Origin of the sequence: Flavobacterium sp. CF108 (assembly GCF_900129795.1) — a bacterium.
Lineage (GTDB): Bacteria > Bacteroidota > Bacteroidia > Flavobacteriales > Flavobacteriaceae > Flavobacterium.
This window is the reverse complement of the sequence record NZ_FQWW01000006.1, coordinates 406,052-420,860: the sequence shown is the minus strand read 5'-3', so window position 1 is coordinate 420,860 and position 14,809 is coordinate 406,052. Positions and strand designations below refer to the sequence as shown.

At 32.5% G+C, this 14,809-nt stretch carries 13 protein-coding genes; 10 read left to right on the top strand and 3 right to left on the bottom strand.

All coding sequences use genetic code 11. The features are described from left to right. Positions 1 to 289: 289 nt before the first annotated feature. The 10 genes from BUE10_RS18180 to BUE10_RS18135 all read left to right on the top strand — a co-directional run bounded on the left by BUE10_RS18180 (position 290) and on the right by BUE10_RS18135 (position 11,081). A complete protein-coding gene (locus tag BUE10_RS18180; RefSeq protein WP_056204002.1) occupies positions 290 to 2,512 on the top strand; it encodes a RelA/SpoT family protein in 2,223 nt (740 codons plus the stop codon). An 87-nt stretch (positions 2,513 to 2,599) separates the two neighbouring features. After that, positions 2,600 to 3,142, top strand: a complete 543-nt coding sequence (locus tag BUE10_RS23720) for a hypothetical protein (protein ID WP_083598158.1) — start codon at positions 2,600 to 2,602, stop codon at positions 3,140 to 3,142. Positions 3,143 to 3,326: 184 nt separating this feature from the next. After that, positions 3,327 to 3,791 (top strand): Fur family transcriptional regulator, encoded by a 465-nt coding sequence (locus BUE10_RS18170; RefSeq protein ID WP_053471018.1) that lies wholly within the window; start codon positions 3,327 to 3,329, stop codon positions 3,789 to 3,791. Between the two features lie 92 nt (positions 3,792 to 3,883). Continuing rightward, positions 3,884 to 5,155, top strand: a complete 1,272-nt coding sequence (locus BUE10_RS18165) for an adenylosuccinate synthase (protein ID WP_053471019.1) — start codon at positions 3,884 to 3,886, stop codon at positions 5,153 to 5,155. 55 nt (positions 5,156 to 5,210) lie between these two features. Beyond that, a complete protein-coding gene (locus tag BUE10_RS18160; protein ID WP_073487382.1) occupies positions 5,211 to 5,795 on the top strand; it encodes an NUDIX domain-containing protein in 585 nt (194 codons plus the stop codon). Positions 5,796 to 5,831: 36 nt separating this feature from the next. Further along, positions 5,832 to 7,325, top strand: a complete 1,494-nt coding sequence (locus tag BUE10_RS18155; protein ID WP_073487380.1) for a S41 family peptidase — start codon at positions 5,832 to 5,834, stop codon at positions 7,323 to 7,325. Between the two features lie 55 nt (positions 7,326 to 7,380). Beyond that, positions 7,381 to 8,274, top strand: a complete 894-nt coding sequence (locus tag BUE10_RS18150) for an alpha/beta hydrolase (protein ID WP_234984763.1) — start codon at positions 7,381 to 7,383, stop codon at positions 8,272 to 8,274. A 279-nt stretch (positions 8,275 to 8,553) separates the two neighbouring features. Then, positions 8,554 to 9,111, top strand: a complete 558-nt coding sequence (locus BUE10_RS18145) for a hypothetical protein (protein WP_073487377.1) — start codon at positions 8,554 to 8,556, stop codon at positions 9,109 to 9,111. An 83-nt stretch (positions 9,112 to 9,194) separates the two neighbouring features. After that, positions 9,195 to 10,085, top strand: a complete 891-nt coding sequence (locus BUE10_RS18140) for a L,D-transpeptidase (protein WP_073487376.1) — start codon at positions 9,195 to 9,197, stop codon at positions 10,083 to 10,085. A gap of 165 nt (positions 10,086 to 10,250) precedes the next feature. Beyond that, positions 10,251 to 11,081 (top strand): hypothetical protein, encoded by an 831-nt coding sequence (locus BUE10_RS18135; RefSeq protein WP_073487374.1) that lies wholly within the window; start codon positions 10,251 to 10,253, stop codon positions 11,079 to 11,081. Positions 11,082 to 11,141: 60 nt separating this feature from the next. Here the strand turns inward: BUE10_RS18135 and guaB are convergent, their stop codons facing one another. The 3 genes from guaB to BUE10_RS18120 form a co-directional block, all read right to left on the bottom strand. Then, complete coding sequence (guaB, locus tag BUE10_RS18130) at positions 11,142 to 12,614, bottom strand: IMP dehydrogenase (RefSeq protein WP_053471025.1); 1,473 nt, start codon at positions 12,612 to 12,614, stop codon at positions 11,142 to 11,144. 211 nt (positions 12,615 to 12,825) lie between these two features. Further along, positions 12,826 to 14,220 (bottom strand): DUF5723 family protein, encoded by a 1,395-nt coding sequence (locus BUE10_RS18125; RefSeq protein ID WP_073487372.1) that lies wholly within the window; start codon positions 14,218 to 14,220, stop codon positions 12,826 to 12,828. Next, a complete protein-coding gene (locus BUE10_RS18120; RefSeq protein ID WP_073487371.1) occupies positions 14,217 to 14,768 on the bottom strand; it encodes a hypothetical protein in 552 nt (183 codons plus the stop codon). The genes BUE10_RS18125 and BUE10_RS18120 overlap by 4 nt, the downstream gene beginning before the upstream one ends. Positions 14,769 to 14,809 lie beyond the last annotated feature (41 nt).

Sequence of the window (14,809 nt, the reverse complement as noted above, 5' to 3'; positions counted from 1 at the left end):
GATTTTAGATTTTAGATTTTAGATTTTAGATTTTAGATTTTAGATTTTAGATTTTAGATTTTAGATTTTAGATTTTAGATTTTAGATTTTAGATTTATAAAAAATCGCTCCGCTCTTTTTTATTGGAATTTGGAGTTTAAAAAATTGGAATTTATTTTCTGTCAGGCTGAGCGAAGTCGAAGCCCTTTTTTTATTCAAAAAATCTAAAATCTTAACTCTAAAATCAACAATCCATTCCCTTGCGTATGTTCTAAGTTATTCTTATTTTTAGTACTTGAACTATGCCGTTATGATAGAAATAGATATTGAAAAAGAAAACAAAGCAATTACGCACGAATACAAGGAATTACTGCGAATTAGTTACCAGACTTTAACACCTGCCGACAAAAAATTAATTCGGAAAGCTTTTGATGTTGCTGTTGATGCTCACAAAGAACAAAGACGCAAATCTGGTGAAGCGTATATCTTTCATCCTATTGCAGTTGCGAAAATTGTTGCCTCAGAAATTGGTCTGGGAGCAACCTCTATTGCCGCGGCTTTATTACACGATGTTGTCGAAGATACTCCCATAACAGTTGAAGATATTGAACGTTTATTTAACCCAAAAGTAGCGCAGCTTGTTGAAGGTTTAACTAAGATTTCGTTAGTTCAAAAAGACTTAAATGCATCCATGCAGGCGGAGAATTTCCGCAAAATGATCCTGACTTTGAATGATGATGTACGTGTAATTTTAATAAAATTAGCCGATCGTCTTCACAATATGCAGACGATGGATTCGATGGCAGAATATAAACAGACAAAAATTGCTTCTGAAACGCTTTATATTTACGCTCCTCTCGCCCATCGTTTGGGACTTTATAATATCAAAACTAAATTAGAAGATTTAGGATTAAAATATACAGAACCCGCTGTATACGAAGACATTGTAAGCAAGATTAGAGAAACTAAGGAAGAACAGGATGCTTACATCAAAGATATCTCAGATGTTTTGAAGAAATCTCTTGATGTTGAAAATATAGATTATATCATAAAAGGCCGTCCGAAATCTATTTATTCGATCCGCCGTAAAATGCGTGCGCAAAACGTGAGTTTTGACGAAGTGTACGACAAATTTGCGCTAAGAATTGTTTATAAATCAGATCCGCACGATGAAAAATTCATCGCCTGGAAAATATATTCCATCGTAACTGATCATTACAGACCAAGCCCTAGCCGTTTGCGTGACTGGATTTCATCTCCAAAATCAACTGGATATGAAGCACTTCACATTACTGTTATGGGACCAAAAGGACGCTGGGTCGAAGTTCAGGTTCGAAGTGAACGTATGGATGAAATTGCCGAAAAAGGGTATGCAGCACATTACAAATATAAAAATGGCGCAAGCGAAGAAAGCGGCTTAGATGTCTGGCTAAATTTACTTCGCGAAGCTTTAGAAAATCCGGAGACAAATGCGGTAGATTTTGTGGAAGATTTCAAAATGAATTTATATTCAAAAGAAATTTTCATATTTACCCCAAAAGGAGAAATAAAATCATTGCCAAAAGGAGCAACTTCGTTGGATTTTGCCTTTAGCATTCACTCTGAAATTGGAATTAAAACAAGAGGAACCCGAGTAAACGGACGTCTTGTGCCTTTAAACCACGAATTAAAAAGCGGTGATCAGGTTGAAGTTATTACATCCGCAAACCAAAAACCTACAGTAAACTGGCTGGAATATGTAACGACTTCAAGAGCAAAAAATAAGATCAAAAACGTTCTTAACGAGAACACGAAAAAAATTGGCGAGGAAGGAAAAGAATTACTTACCCGAAAACTTAAACATTTAAAAATCACACTTAACGAGCAAGTTACAAATGAGTTAGTTAACTTTTTTAAATTAAAAACCAGTTTAGATTTATTTTATCGCGTTGGAATTGGCGCTATCGAAAATCAGCAGTTAAAAGATTACGCAGCACAAAAAGGAAATACGTTTATCAATTTCTTTAAAAATAAAATTAAAAGAAATAAGGACAATACCGCTGCCGAAGATATTCATAAACCAGTCATTAGCAGTAATTACGACATGCTGGTTTTTGGAACGGAACATGATAAACTCGATTATAAACTTTCGCAATGCTGTAATCCAATTCCGGGTGACGATGTTTTTGGTTTTGTAACGATAAACGAAGGAATTAAAGTGCATAAAAAAGATTGTCCAAACGCTATTGGAATGCAGTCAAACTACGCATACAGAATCATGAGTGCCAAATGGATCGATTCTTCTCAAGAAGAATTTAAAGCCATTATCAACATTACCGGAATGGACGTTTTAGGACTTACAAATCAATTAACTCGTGTCATTTCAAATAATATGAGTGTTAATATTCAAAGTATTTCATTGAGTACTGATGCCGGAATTTTCCACGGACAAATTGCTGTAATTGTTCAAAACAACACCATTTTGAAAAAAATGATCAATGCAATTAAAAAAATTGACGGCGTTGATAAAGTAACCAGAGAATATAGAACCTAAATAAGTCGAAAGTTTAAAGTCTTAAAGTCCAAAGAAATACAATATCGTGACTATTTTACTTAAACTATTGATATAAATATTTTTTTCATGAACGCAAATTCCTTAGAAATTCCAGAAATCAATTTTGATGAAAATGGAGAACTTTTAATAGTCGCTTCTAAATCTTCCTCAAAAGATGATTTCGATTTCTTTCAGGGAAAATGTGTTATTCGTAATAAAAAATTAAAAACAAGATTTGCCAATTGCACAGAGTGGATTGAATTTCCATCAACTCAGGAAATGTATAAAATTTTAAACGGAATTGGCAATATTGATAATTTTCTTGCCACTTTCGACGGAGAACCTTTTGAAGGAATGACCGTTAGATTATTTAATCCGAAGACAAAATTGTGGAGCATTTATTGGGCCAATTCCAATTCAGGAACATTAGACAAACCTGTTGTAGGCTCTTTTGAAGATAAAATTGGACATTTTTTCTCTAAAGATATTTATGAAGGCAAAAATGTAATTCAGGTATTTAGATGGGATGCCCGTGACGAAAATAATCCGGTGTGGAGTCAGGCCATGTCTGACGATCAGGGAAAAACATGGGAATGGAACTGGTACATGTATATGTCAAAAACGAGCTGAAAATCTGTTATTTTTATCCCAAATTAAAATAATTATGTTAATTAAGTTCTGTTGAACTTTGTAAAATATAACAGCGCAAAAGCCTGAATTTGGTACATTATCTGTTATCAAATTCCAGTTTAAACGTTAAACTTTAAACCCGAAACTTTTATTCATTAAAAATAAAAAATTATCTTTGCAGGATATGACACTTATTTCAACTGACAACACTAAGAATCAAGAAATTGTAAAAAATGTTTTTACAATGTATCTTGAACAAAAAGGGCATCGCAAAACTCCTGAGCGTTATGCTATACTTCAGGAAATTTACGATAGCGAGGAGCATTTTGACATAGAAAACCTATACATCAAAATGAAAAACAAAAACTACCGTGTGAGCAGGGCTACGCTTTACAACACGATCGAGTTATTGTTAGACTGCGCTTTGGTTAGAAAACATCAATTTGGACAAAATCAGGCTTACTACGAAAAATCATATTTTGATAAACAGCATGATCATATCATTATGACAGATTCTGGTGAGGTAATCGAATTTTGCGATCCAAGAATTCAAACCATCAAAAAAACTATCGAAGAGATATTTGATATTGAAATCACAAATCACTCGCTTTATTTCTACGGAAACAAAAAACAGAGTTCACAGTCTTAAAATAAAGGCTTTTTCAAAAAATTAAAAAAAGAAAATTAACTACATAATCAGTAGGACAGCTTTTAATTGTCCTAACGCAAATTAAAAACAGAATGACGGTAGATTTATTACTAGGATTACAATGGGGAGATGAAGGTAAAGGAAAGATTGTTGACGTTCTTACCTCAAATTATGATATTATTGCACGTTTTCAAGGAGGACCAAATGCAGGACATACATTAGAATTTGACGGAATTAAGCACGTACTTAGAACTATTCCTTCTGGAATTTTCCATAAAGATTCAATAAATATTATCGGAAATGGTGTTGTAATTGATCCAGTAGTTTTTCAAAAAGAAATTGAAGGTTTAGAGAAATTCAACCTTGATATCAAAAAGAAATTAATCATTTCAAGAAAAGCTCATTTAATTTTACCAACGCACCGTTTGCTTGATGCGGCTTCTGAAGCTTCAAAAGGAAAAGCAAAAATTGGTTCTACGCTTAAAGGAATTGGCCCAACTTATATGGACAAAACTGGTAGAAACGGTTTACGTGTAGGTGATATTGAATTAGAAGATTTTAACGAGCGATACAGAGCATTGGCAGACAAGCACGAAGCTATGATTGCTTTCTACGATGTTGCTATTCAATACAATTTAGCTGAACTTGAAAAAGAGTTTTTTGAAGCTATCGAAGAATTAAAAAAATTAGATTTTATTGACAGTGAAGAATATATTCACCAAGCTCAAAAAGCAGGTAAATCTATTCTATGCGAAGGAGCTCAGGGTTCATTATTAGATGTTGATTTTGGAACTTATCCTTTTGTAACTTCATCAAATACTACTGCTGCCGGAGCTTGTACTGGTTTAGGAATTGCTCCTAACAAAATCAAAGAAGTTTACGGAATTTTTAAAGCTTACGTTACTCGTGTTGGTAGCGGACCTTTCCCAACAGAACTTTTTGACGAAGTTGGTGCGACAATGGCAAGAGTTGGTAACGAATTTGGATCTGTAACAGGAAGACAAAGACGTTGCGGATGGTTAGACCTTGTAGCTTTAAAATATGCTGTTCAGGTAAATGGAGTTACACAATTGATGATGATGAAAGGTGATGTTCTTTCTGGTTTTGAAACTTTAAAAGTTTGTACAGAATACAACTATAAAGGTCAAAACATTGCTCACTTCCCTTATAACATTGAACCAGAAAATGTTACTCCGGTTTACAAAGAATTTAAAGGATGGAAAGCAGATTTAACAGGATTGACAACTTACGATGCATTGCCAATCGAGCTAAAAGAATATATTGAGTTTATTGAGAAAGAAATCGAAGTGCCAATCAAAATTGTATCGGTTGGACCAGACAGAAAGCAAACAATAACAAAATAATACATTTAAACGCTCTGATAATCAGGGCGTTTTTTTTTATGAAACTATTTTCGAAATGAGAAAAAATCCAGAAATTGAAATTAAAGAAACAAAGTTGTTATCAGACAATTGGTATATTTTAAACCGTGTTTCTTTCAGCTATAAAAAAGAAAACGAAGAGTCTGAAACACATACACGTGAGGTATACGATCGAGGAAATGGCGCCGGAATCTTACTCTATAATTCAACTAAAAAAACGGTTATTTTAACGCGTCAGTTTCGTCTGCCTACTTTCCTTAACGGAAACAAAACAGGAATGATGATTGAAGTTTGCGCAGGACTTTTAGATCAGGACAATCCTGAAAGTGCCATTATTCGTGAAACCGAAGAAGAAACAGGATATCGTATTTCTAAAGTCCAAAAAGTTTTTGAAAGTTATATGTCTCCAGGTGCTGTAACAGAGATTTTATATCTTTTTGTTGGAGAATACGACGAAAGCATGAAAGTTAGCGAAGGCGGCGGACTTGATGCTGAACAGGAAAACATTGAAGTTCTGGAATATACTTTTGATGAAGCTTACGCCATGATTGAATCTGGTGAAATTACAGATGCCAAAACTATTTTATTACTGCAGCACGCGAAGATTAAAAATTTAATTTAGATTTTTTGAGTATTTTTAAATTCTAAAAATACTCAAATGTCCAAATTCAAGATATTATTTTTTCTGTTTTTTCCGTTTATTCTAATCGCACAAAATGAAAAACTGCCAATTGAAAAACTAAAACAAGATCTTACTATTTTTAAAGAAATAAGAGAAAAAGCCAATTCTGGATTATACAAATACCGCACAAAACAGCAAATTGACAGTATTTATTCCTGGGCATTTTCACAAATAGACAAACCTGCAACACTGCTCGAATTTTACAAAATCATTTTAAAAATTACTGATTTTGAAGGCAGCGTACATAATGATACTACTCTTCCTGATGAATTTCAGAATAAATTTTCATCAGGAAATGTGTTTTTTCCATATCCCGTAAAACTTATTGAAGGCAAGTTAGTCATCAATTTTCAAAACTCAGAAATTCCGTTAGGATCAGAAATTCACAGTATCAATAAAATTAAAACCCGTAAAATAATTAAGGATTTTTATAAATATTATACCACAGACGGTTATAATATTTCCGGAAAATATATTGGATTAACTGGCGCGTTTGCAAAATATTTTGAAATAGAATATGGACCTCAAAAGAACTTTTTGGTAGAATATTCCCTTCTTAATAGTTCTAAGAAACTGACTAAAAAAATTATTGCTGTGTCTAATGATATTCGAAAAGAAAATTTCAAAAATCGTTTTTCACTTCCTATCGATAGTCTTCAGTTTAACAAAGCAAAAAACAAATATTCGTTTAAGATTATTTCTAAAAATACGGCCGTACTTTCTGTACACACCTTTGCAATTGGTAAAAATGCAAAAGCAAAAGAACATTTAGCTTATAAAAAATATCTGGACAGCTGTTTTCAATATTTAAGCAAAAACAATCAAATGAATAACTTAATTGTAGATGTAAGAAACAATGGCGGCGGAAGCGACCCAAATGATATTCTAACCTTTTCATATCTTACACAAAAGCCCTATCGCGAAAATGCTTCTGCATATGTTAGTTTTCAGGAAATTCCGTTTGCAGATTATTTCGTTTACGATGAAACCGAACCGCAAAAAAAGCTGGAAGAAAAAAATGATTTTGAAGCTGATTTAAAAGAAGAATTCCCGAAATTAGAAAACGGAAAATACAATCAGGACGAAAAATTTAATCTTTTATTGCAGCCTGATGTAAACAATTTTAAAGGGCAAATTTACTTATTGATAAGTCCGAGAATTGCTTCTGCAGGGTCGTTATTTGCTTCTTTAGTAACAGGAAACACAAATGCCGTTGTTATTGGTGAAGAAACTATGGGCGGTTATTTTGGACACAACGGTCACACTCCTATTGAATATGAATTACCAAACACAAAAATTAAAACAAAATTTTCGATTGTAAATTTAAATCAGGATGTTCCTAAAAAAGCCAATCAGATATTTGGCAGAGGCGTTATTCCTGATTATGAAGTCAAACAAACTTTAGAAGATTTTTTACAAAATAAGGATACGCAGTTTGAATATACTTTAAAATTAATTGAATCGAAATAATATGAAATTGCTCAAGAATAAATTTTTAAGGATAATAGTATTCATTTTTATAATTATGAATATTATCGCTTTTTTCCACGCTTATAAGTTTACTCATTTCACAGAAAATAATTCAGAAAAAACCAAAAGTCCCGAGAAATTATCTGCAATTGATAAAGTAAAAACAATATTTTTTGGAGTCAATAACCCTAAAGCTAAAAACAAAAAATTTCCAACGCAGCAATATCAAATTTTAAAACTAAAAAGCAATAAAGAAATTGAATGCTGGTTTATTAAAACTAAAAAATCTAAGGGAACTGTTATACTTTTTCATGGTTACGGAGGAGAAAAATCTTCAATGATCGAAAGATCAAATCAATTTATAAAATTAGGTTTCAGTACAATGCTTGTTGATTTTATGGGTAGCGGTAATTCAGAAGGAAATCAAACTACAATTGGTTTTAAAGAAGCTGAAGAGGTAAAAACTTGTTTTGACTACATAACCAAAACAGGAGAAAAAAATATTTTTTTATTTGGAACTTCCATGGGAGCTGTTGCTATTATGAAATCTATCAATGATTATAAAATAAGCCCCAAAGGAATAATTATCGAATGTCCATTTGGATCTATGTACAAAACTGTTTGTGCCAGATTTAAAAAAATGAATGCGCCAACATTTCCAATGGCTGGATTATTAGTTTTTTGGGGAGGCATCCAAAATGGTTTTTGGGGATTTAATCATAATCCGTCAGAGTATGCAAAAAATATTTCTTGTCCAGTTTTATTGCTTTATGGTGAAAAAGATAAAAGTGTAAGCAGAGAAGAAATAGATGTTATTTATAAAAATTTAAAAGGGCAAAAGAGAATTAATGTCTATAAAAATACCGGACATGAAAATTATCTAATCAAAAATAAAATCCAGTGGGTCCAAAATATTACTGATTTTCTAACAAAGCCTGTAAAACAATGAAAACATTTCAATCTCTTTTCGTATTATTTTTTCTACTTACTGTTGCAATTTCTGCAGCTCAAAGCAAACCAAATTTTGATTGTAAAATTTTAAAAAACATTAAATTAAAATATGTTGACAATCCTGATCATTACCATGATTTCCTTTTAAGCCCGGACATATAATGAATGCAAAATTTAATAGTAAAGAAGGCTCTTTTATTTTTTAAACAGCATCAGTAAATAGGAATGATTTTTCGATAAAATTTGAGATTTATTAAGTAAATTATAGAATAATAATATGAATATCTGGAAAGAATTTGCAAACCAAACCAATGGAACTTTTAAAGAAGGCTATTCCTGGCAATCAGACTCTGTTGAAATTGAATATAAAAACTGGAAAATTGTTTTTGATAATTATACCCTTTGGTCTGGAAAATACAGCACCGAAATGACTAGAGTAATTGTTCCGATTATTTTACAGGATAATTTTAGATTCGAAATTTATAAAGAAGGATTTATTCGAAAAATTGAAAAAATATTTGGCGCACAGGATATAGAAATCGGATATGCTGATTTTGATAAAACGTTTACAATTAAAAGCAATAATGAGTTTAAAATAAAAACATTACTCCGAAATAGTGAGATAAGAAATCTTATTACTTCTCAAAAAGATGTAAATATTCAAATTTCTGATCAAAAAGGAATTTGGGAAGAAGAACTTCCTGAAAACGAATTTGAGTTATCTTATTTTATTGATGGCGAAATTCGTGATCTCAATATCTTAAATGAATTATTGGAGCTTTTTAAACTTATTCTGGACGAAATGCTTCAAATTAATGTTATAGCTCTCAAATGAAAATCCAGCAAACTATTCAAAGAATTATGTAACCCTTTTTAGCTATCATATGTATAATTTTATTTGTATAAAAATTACGACCTATGAAAAAGTTATATTATACAGCAAACGTACTCCTTATATTGATTTTAGGACTGTTAGTTTCTTGCAAAAAAAGCGACACAGCTAATCTTACCGAAAATAAAAACACTAAGCCTAAAAAGAAAATAGAATACAAGAAACCAGAATCTACTATTTCTTATCAAATTAGTAAAACAAAAGACTGGCTTAAAACTAACGAAGCTGACAGCAGTAAACTGGATATTGTTTATGCCGTAAACAGAACTGATAAAGCAAACTTTAAAAAGTTAGATTCAGTAGTTATTCCGGCAGATTTTAGCGGAGATTTGGTTTATTATTTACCATTTCCACTGCATGTTGGGGCTTTAGAAGAAGTTTCTAAAATCATTATTTTCTCCTATCCTACTCAGATTTTTGCCGCCTACGAAAACGGTGAACTGGTTTATACAGGCCCAACAAATATGGGAAGAAAAAAAGATCCAACACCAACCGGATTATTTTTCACGAATTGGAAAGCAGAAAAAACAACCAGTACTTTTAATGACGAATGGGATTTAAAATGGAATTTCAATATTGAAAATAAACTCGGAGTTGGTTTTCATCAATATGAATTACCGGGTTATCCTGCATCGCATTCTTGTTTGAGATTACTGGAAAAAGATGCTAAATATCTTTACAAATTTGCCGACGAATGGATTTTGAAAGACAAAGAAAATGTAAAAGTAAAAGGAACTCCTGTTGTAGTTTTTGGAAGTTATAATTTTGACGGTCCAAAACCGTGGTTACAATTGGCATCAGATCCAAAAGCTTTAAATATATCTGAATCTGAAATTGAGAAAGAAGTAAAACCTTTTATTCAGAAGATTTTAGATAATCAAAAATTAAGAGAAGCGGAACAGACAACTTCACTTTAAAAAAATATTTTTTCATGAAAAAGCAGCTTATAATTTATCTATAAGCTGTTTTTTTGTTTTAAACCAAAGACAAAAAATTAGGTAAAATAAAATTTTCATTGATGATAATTTGTCTATTTTCGTTTCATAAAATACCTAAAACAATTATCTCCCTAATTTTCACACATGAAAAAATCTTTTTTACTATTTTTTATTTTTACAACTTTTCAAAATTATTGTCAGTCAAATCAAATTTTAGACTTCAAACCAGGTTACTCACCTGAAACTATTTACAATCAAACAGTAACTAATTCTTCAGATTATGAAATGACATATTCAGGATCCGAAGAACTTTTGACGATGCTAAAGGAAAACGGGACCGAAAATCCAGTCAAAATAAAGAGTTCATTTAATGTAGAAACTGTTTCTAAAACTGGTAAAATTGATAAAAACGGAAGCTTTCCTATTACCATTGAATACCTAAAATCTTCTGATAAAGATGGAAAAAGTGTAATTCCAAGCGGAACCCTTTTGTATGGTAATGCTACGCTTTCGAGCATGCCAAAATTGGATTCGATCGTAGGGAAAGGAATGGAGGAAAACTTTAAAAATAGTATTTTTAAGATGGTTCAAAGTACTTTTAATCAACTAGCTATGCCCGAAAAAAAATTAAAAGCAGGTGAATCTTTTTCTCAGGAAAGCCCACTTACACTTCCTATTGGCGGTATTAATATCGAAATGGTAATAAAAACAACCTATAATCTAAAAAGTTTTACTACAAAATCTGCCTTTTTTGATATTGTCCAGACATATACAATGAAACTTGCTGATCCTAGCTTCGATTCGAGTGGTTCAGGAAATGGAACAGGGAAATTAGTTTATGATATCCCAAATCATTTTATAAGTGAAAATACTTTAAACATGGAATTAAATCTTAACTTAAAACATACCGACTTTAATATCGATTTGAAATCAAAAAGCGATTATAGCCAGCTTGCCAAAATCTCCAAAAAATAAACTAAAAAAGGCATAAGAATCAAACTCTTATGCCTTTTTTAATATTTGAAAAACTAAAAATTATCTAGAATAATTTGGCGCTTCTTTTGTAATTGTTACGTTATGTGGGTGACTTTCAGTAATTCCGCTTGACGTGATTCTAACAAAACGTCCAGATTCTTGTAAAGTTGGAATATCTTTTGAACCACAGTATCCCATTCCGGCACGAAGACCTCCAATAAATTGAAGCATACTTTCGTTTAATTCACCTTTGTAAGGAACACGACCAACAATTCCTTCCGGAACTAATTTTTTAACGTCGTCTTCAACATCCTGGAAATAACGATCTTTTGAACCTGTTTGCATTGCTTCAACAGAACCCATTCCGCGGTATGATTTGAATTTTCTACCTTCGAAGATAATAGTTTCACCCGGAGATTCTTTTGTTCCTGCTAATAATGAACCTAACATTACACAGTCAGCACCTGCAGCAATTGCTTTAGGAATATCTCCAGTATAACGAATTCCACCATCAGCAATTACAGGAACTCCAGTTCCTTTGATAGCAGCAGCAACTTCTAAAACTGCTGAAAACTGAGGGAAACCAACACCTGCAACGATACGTGTAGTACAGATAGAACCAGGACCGATTCCTACTTTTACACCATCAGCACCATTTTCTACTAAATATTTAGCAGCTTCCGGCGTTGCAATGTTTCCAACTACTACATCTATTTGAGGGAATTTTGATTTTACTTCTTTCAATACATTTACCACACCTTCAGTATGTCCGTGTGCTGTATCGATAATAATAGCGTCTACTCCGGCTGCAACTAAAGCTTCAGCTCTTAGAACTGCATCTCCAGTAACGCCAATTGCAGCTGCAACTCTTAAACGACCAAAAGTATCTTTGTTAGCGATTGGTTTTTGAGTCAGTTTTGTAATATCTCTAAAAGTAATTAAACCAACTAATTCGTTTTTAGCGTTTACAACTGGTAATTTTTCGATTTTATGGCCTTGTAAAACTACTTCGGCTTGTTCTAATGAAGTTCCTTCGGCAACAGTAACTAAGTTTGTACTTGTCATTACCTCAGCAATTGGTCTTGCTCCGTTTTTTTCGAAACGTAAGTCACGATTGGTAACAATTCCTTTAAGGATTCTGTTTTCGTCAACGATTGGAATACCGCCAATTCCGAATTCTCTCATGGCGTTTTTAGCGTCTGCAATAGTTGAATTCATTGGTAATGTTACCGGATCGATAATCATTCCTGCTTCAGCGCGCTTTACTTTTCTAACCTTCGCAGCTTGCTGCTCGATTGTCATGTTTTTATGTAAAACTCCAATTCCGCCTTCCTGCGCCATAGCGATTGCCATTGCACTTTCGGTCACTGTATCCATAGCAGCAGATACGATTGGAACGTTTAATGTTATGTTTCTTGAAAATTTTGATTTGATACTCACTTCGCGGGGAAGCACATTCGAGTAGTTAGGTACTAATAATACATCGTCGTAAGTTAAACCTTCGCCGATAATCTTGGAGTTGTGTGCTATCATGGTGCAATTTCTAGTTGAATTGCGTGCAAATATAGTGAATAAATTGCTAACTTAAATACTAACTTATTCATAAATTTATATTTACAGGAAACATCTTACGATTTAAATTCCAAATTTTTAAATTCCAAATTCCAATTAGAAAAGCAAAAGTCAACGTTAGTCTTTTTGGAATTTGGGATTTAATTATTGGAATTTTTTAAAATTTGGAATTTTATTTTTTATCTTGAAAAATGAAGTTGAAACCAAATTGAAACGCAAGACTATGCGCCTTCGTAACATCTTTATACTCTAAAACATTATCGAATAAAGCATAAATATTAAATTTCCCGAGAGTTCCGGAAAGTCCTAAACCAATATTTTTATTCGAATACGGATCGAATGTATAAGTTACTTTGGCATCTAGCTTTTCAAAAATACTGCGTTGATAAAAAGCCGTTAGAGCAACGTACGGTGTTTCAGGCATTGTCATTAAAAACAATTGCGCACCAACAGCATTTAAATATTTTCTCTCGTTTTCAACTTTACAATTACATTCTCCGTCGTATCTGGATTCACCAAATGAATATTGAATGGAAGAATTAAATTTTACCGGACGCCAGGTCGTATATTTAGCATAAGATGTATCACGCGGAATTGCCGCATCAAATTCATCAAAAATATTTTCAGGTTCATTAACAGCATCAAAATTTGGATTCACTCCGTCATATCTGTAAGCTCCTTTATAAGTTAACGTCTCAATATCTTTAGTATGTTTTATAAAACCAACATCAAGAATACTGGCCGTAAGCTGCAGATTTTCTTTAATATTATATGTAATACCGGCATCGAATCCCAAACCTAAACTTCCATTGAGAAAAGTATTGTGTGCAATATCACCCGGAATACTTCCTTCATATTCATCTTTTGTAAATTTTCCGATGCCCGAAGTTTTAAGTTCTAAGTTTGATTCGATTATTTGAGTGTACAAATTTGTTCCCGTTCCTTGTCCAGTATAAATGTATCCAGAGTTTTTGGTTGAAGTTGCATTAGCACCACTGGAATAAATTTTAGCTCGTCCGCCTAAAACTAGTTTTTTGTTTAGCCTTTTATGAAACCCAACATGGAAAACAGAAAGCACTTCGGCACGCAGATTTAAATCGGCTAAATTGAATGATTTTCCAATATAATTCTGGTTTCCGTCTACCCCTAAAATGGCAAGATCTTTTGGAAAATACATTAAAAAATCAAATTCCTGATAAGCACCAAACGAAATATACGATTGGCTGTCCTCGCCTCCTACTCTAAATCCGCCTGAAAATATTTCTAGCTGCTGGTTTACTTGGGTTTTGTCATTTGCAGATGATTTATTGATAATATTGCGGACTTTATCATTAAAATCTACTCCATTATCAGCAAATAAATCATACGCAGAAAAACTGCTCGAACCAATATTGGCAGAAACTCCAGACAGAAGCGGAACTCCAAAATAATATTTATAGGAAACATCTGCTCCAGGATTTACAAGTAATGACTGCGGAATTGAAGTAAAATTGTACAACACTTGTTTATTTTGAGAATAACAAAAAAGCTGCAGCAGAGGCATCAAAATTAAAAGTGCTTTTCTCATTTTATCTTCATATAAACGGTTGCACCTGATTTGAATTTTAAATTCCCCGAAATATCACCCGATCCAGATCCTGTTACGGTTGTTACTATAAAACCAATTTTCATAGTCTTTTTTAATAAATTCAACCGTTCTCCTTCAAAAACTTCTGTTGGATATTTTGTTATGTTGGAACCACCGGTATAGGTTGGAACAGCTAAATCAATAGTTTCTAATACTTGGTTATTGGCATCTATAAACTGTAATTCAATTTCAAAAGCTCTGTTCACCGTATTTTCAATTTCGAAATTAAGTTCGGCTTTAGCCAGATTATCTGTAAAAAACTTCTTTTTAAAAATATCAAAATCTTCAACATCAGGCGGTATTTGCTGTCCCTGTCCATTATCATCAATTTGGTCAGCACTAACATCAAAATAAGCGAGATTTGCCACAAAAACAGGTTCAAGTACAAAATCATCGATTTGGTCAAAGTCTAAATCACTTGAACAAGAGAGAAATAAAACTGCTGAAAAGAGTGTTATAGAGATTCTATATAAAAGATTTCGTTTCATTTTTTAATTTAATTAAAGATAAATAAAAACGCCTTTTCTTG

Coding starts and splice junctions, on each gene's coding strand:
- BUE10_RS18180 (WP_056204002.1), top strand. CDS start 290: ATGATAGAAATAGATATTGAAAAAGAAAACAAAGCAATTACGCACGAA.
- BUE10_RS23720 (WP_083598158.1), top strand. CDS start 2,600: ATGAACGCAAATTCCTTAGAAATTCCAGAAATCAATTTTGATGAAAAT.
- BUE10_RS18170 (WP_053471018.1), top strand. CDS start 3,327: ATGACACTTATTTCAACTGACAACACTAAGAATCAAGAAATTGTAAAA.
- BUE10_RS18165 (WP_053471019.1), top strand. CDS start 3,884: ATGACGGTAGATTTATTACTAGGATTACAATGGGGAGATGAAGGTAAA.
- BUE10_RS18160 (WP_073487382.1), top strand. CDS start 5,211: ATGAGAAAAAATCCAGAAATTGAAATTAAAGAAACAAAGTTGTTATCA.
- BUE10_RS18155 (WP_073487380.1), top strand. CDS start 5,832: ATGTCCAAATTCAAGATATTATTTTTTCTGTTTTTTCCGTTTATTCTA.
- BUE10_RS18150 (WP_234984763.1), top strand. CDS start 7,381: ATGAATATTATCGCTTTTTTCCACGCTTATAAGTTTACTCATTTCACA.
- BUE10_RS18145 (WP_073487377.1), top strand. CDS start 8,554: ATGAATATCTGGAAAGAATTTGCAAACCAAACCAATGGAACTTTTAAA.
- BUE10_RS18140 (WP_073487376.1), top strand. CDS start 9,195: ATGAAAAAGTTATATTATACAGCAAACGTACTCCTTATATTGATTTTA.
- BUE10_RS18135 (WP_073487374.1), top strand. CDS start 10,251: ATGAAAAAATCTTTTTTACTATTTTTTATTTTTACAACTTTTCAAAAT.
- guaB (WP_053471025.1), bottom strand. CDS start 12,614: ATGATAGCACACAACTCCAAGATTATCGGCGAAGGTTTAACTTACGAC.
- BUE10_RS18125 (WP_073487372.1), bottom strand. CDS start 14,220: ATGAGAAAAGCACTTTTAATTTTGATGCCTCTGCTGCAGCTTTTTTGT.
- BUE10_RS18120 (WP_073487371.1), bottom strand. CDS start 14,768: ATGAAACGAAATCTTTTATATAGAATCTCTATAACACTCTTTTCAGCA.